The 2385-nt window shown below is 72.0% G+C and carries 1 protein-coding gene; it reads right to left on the bottom strand.

Features of this window, described 5'->3' with window-relative positions; translation table 11 throughout:
• The coding region (locus tag MFF42_RS20010) for an MBG domain-containing protein (protein WP_283206901.1) at positions 1 to 2385 on the bottom strand (2385 nt) is incomplete at both ends.

Genomic DNA, 2385 nt, shown 5'->3' on the forward strand with positions numbered 1-2385 from the left:
TGCCGGAGAGCGTGTCGCCGTTGACGAGGCCGCGCCCGCCGACCGTGTAGGTGAGCGCCGGGTTGGCCGCGCCGTAGACGCGGCTCTGCGCGTCCGCCGTGATCGTAATCGGCCGTGCCGTGACGGCGAGGTTCGCCCCCTGATAGGTGGCCGCGTAGTTGTCGGAGGCCGCGAGCGAGCCCTGCGTGATCGCGTAGGCGCCGACATCGCTCGCGAGCGTCGCACCCGTGGCGAGGCCGCCGACGAGCGCGTCGCCGTTGACCAGACCGCGCCCGCCCAGCGTGTAGGTGAGCGCCGGATTGGCATCACCGTACACGCGGCTCTGTGCATCCGCCGTGATCGTGATCGGGCGCGCCGTCACGGCGAGGCGTGCGCCCTGATAGGTCACGGCGTAGTTGTCGGACGCCGCGAGCGAACCCTGCGTGATCGCGTAGGTGCCGGCGTCGCTCGCGAGCGTCGCGCCCGTGGCAAGCGCGCCGGAGAGCACGTCGCCGTTGACGAGGCCGCGCCCGCCCACCGTGTAGGTGAGGGTGGGGTTGGCATCGCCGTAGATCCGGCTCAGGGCGTCCGCCGTCACGGTGATCGGCCGGGCCGTCACGGCGAGATTCGCATCCTGATAGGTGACCGCGTAGTTGCCCGAGGCCGCGAGCGATCCTTGCGTGATGGTGTAGCGACCGACGCCGCTGGTCGCCGTCGCGGTGGTGGCCAAGCCGCCGACGAGCGCGTCGCCGTTGACGAGGCCGCGCCCGCCCACCGTGTAGGTCAGAGGCGGGTTGGCGTCGCCGTAGACGCGGCTTTTCGCGTCCGCCGTGACCGTGATCGGGCGCGCCGTTACGGCGAGGTTCGCTCCCTGATAGGTCACGGCGTAGTTGTCCGAGGCCGCGAGCGATCCTCGCGTGATCGCGTAGGTGCCCGCGTCACTCGCGAGCGTCGCGCTTGTGGCGAGCGCGCCGGCGAGCGTGTCGCCGTTGACGAGACCGCGCCCGCCGACCGTGTAGGTGAGCGCCGGGTTGGCGTCGCCGTAGACTTGGCTCTGCGCGTCGGCGGAGAGGGTGATCGGGCGCGCCGTCACCGTCAGGTCGGCGCCCTGGTAGGTCACCGCATAGTTGGACGAGGTGGGCAGGCTGCCCTGGGTGATGGCGTAAGCTCCGACCCCGCTCGCCGTCGTCGCGGCGGTGGCCAGTTCGCCCAAGGTATCGCCGTTCACCAGCCCGCACCCGCCGACCGTGTAGGTGAGCGCCGGGTTGGAATCGCCGTAGACGCGATTCTGCGCGTCCGCCGTCACGGTGATCGGTCGGGCCGTCACGGTCAGGGTCGCCCCCTGGTAGGTGACTGCGTAGTTGGACGACGCCGCGAGCGAGCCTTGTGTGATGGCGTAGTCCCCGACGCCGCTCGTGGCACCGGCCATGGTGGCGAGGCCGCCGGTCAGGCTGTCGCCGTTGACGAGGCCGCGTCCGGCGACCGTGTAGGTCAGCGCCGGGTTCGCATCGCCGTAGAGGCGGCCTTGCGCGTCCGCGGTGAGCGTAATCGGGCGTGCCGTGACCGTCAGGTCGGCGCCCCGGTAGGTCACGGCGTAGTTGGGCGACGCCGCGAGCGAGCCTTGTGTGATGGCGTGGCGACCGACATCGCTCGTGCCATCCGCCGCGGTGGCGAGAGCCCCGCTCAGCGTATCGCCGTTGACGAGGCCGCGTCCGCCCACCGCGTAGGTCAGCACCGGGTTCGCATCGCCGTAGACGCGACTTTGCGCGTCCGCCGTGAGGGTGATCGGGCGTGCCGTGACCGTCAGGTCGGCGCCCCGATAGGTCACGGCGTAGTTGGGCGACGCCGCGAGCGTCCCCTGAGCGACGGCGTAGTCTCCCACGCCGCTCGTGGCACCGGCCGTGGTGACGAGGCCGCCGGTCAGGCTGTCGCCGTTGGCGAGGCCGCGCCCGCCCAGAGTGTAGGTCAGCACCGGGTTCGCATCGCCGTAGGCGCGGCTCAGGGCGTCCGCCGCGATCGTGATCGGTCGTGCCGTCACGGCGAGGCCCGCACCCCGGTAGGTGACCGCGTAGTTGGGCGACGCCGTGAGCGTCCCCTGCGCGATGGCGTAGAGGCCGATGCCGCTGTCCGCCGTCGCGGTCGTGGACAGCCCCCCGGTCAGGCTGTCGCCGTTGACGAGCCCGCTGCCGCCGACCGTGTAGGTCAGCGCCGGGTTCGCATCGCCGTAGATCCGGCTCAGGGTGTCCGCCGCGATCGTGACCGGGCGGGCCGCCACCGTCAGGTCGGCGCCCTGGTAGGTCACCGCGTAGTCGGGCGAGGCGGCGAGGCTGCCCTGCGTGATCGCGTAGACGCCGACGTCGCCCGCCACGGTGGCGCTCGTGGCGAGATTGCCGGAGAGCGTGTCGC

Origin of the sequence: Methylorubrum podarium (genome assembly GCF_022179745.1) — a bacterium.
Classification (GTDB): Bacteria; Pseudomonadota; Alphaproteobacteria; order Rhizobiales; family Beijerinckiaceae; genus Methylobacterium; species Methylobacterium podarium.